The organism is Pseudomonas sp. MWU13-2100 (assembly GCF_023242365.1).
GTDB lineage: Bacteria > Pseudomonadota > Gammaproteobacteria > Pseudomonadales > Pseudomonadaceae > Aquipseudomonas.
The window spans coordinates 1-511 of sequence record NZ_JALLIX010000144.1 but is presented as its reverse complement, the minus strand read 5'-3'; the positions used below and the strand labels follow the sequence as shown (position 1 = coordinate 511).

The 511-nt window shown below is 63.0% G+C and carries 1 protein-coding gene; it reads left to right on the top strand.

The features are described 5' to 3' along the window. Positions 1-511 (top strand): transposase (locus M5B99_RS29765; RefSeq protein WP_248807477.1); only part of this gene is annotated, 511 nt, incomplete at both ends.

Below are 511 nucleotides of genomic sequence, written 5' to 3'. Positions count from 1 at the left end.
GGGCATGCGCGTCGGTCCCTCGGAAGCAGAGCCGTTCTGGACGGACTTCCTGCGAAGCCTGATGCGACGCGGCTTGCGTGGTGTAAAGCTGGTGATCTCTGATGCCCACGAAGGGCTCAAGGCTGCCGTTTCCAAAGTCTTCCACGCGACCTGGCAACGCTGCCGGGTACACTTCATGCGCAACGCCATGGCCCATGTCGGCAAGGGCCAGCGCACCATGGTGGCGGCGTTGCTACGCACCGTCTTCGCCCAGGACAGCCGAACCGAATGCCATCAGCAATGGCGCCTGGTAGCGGATCAGCTACGGGAAAAGTACCCCAAGATCGCCGTGCTCATGGACGGCTGCGAGGATGAAGTGCTGGCCCACATGGCGTTCCCCAAGGCACACCGGCAACAGTTGCACAGCACCAACCCGCTGGAACGGCTCAACGCCGAGATCAAGCGCCGAACCGAAGTCGTAGGGATCTTCCCAAACGACCCGGCGATCACCCGGCTGGTCGGGGCGATGTTG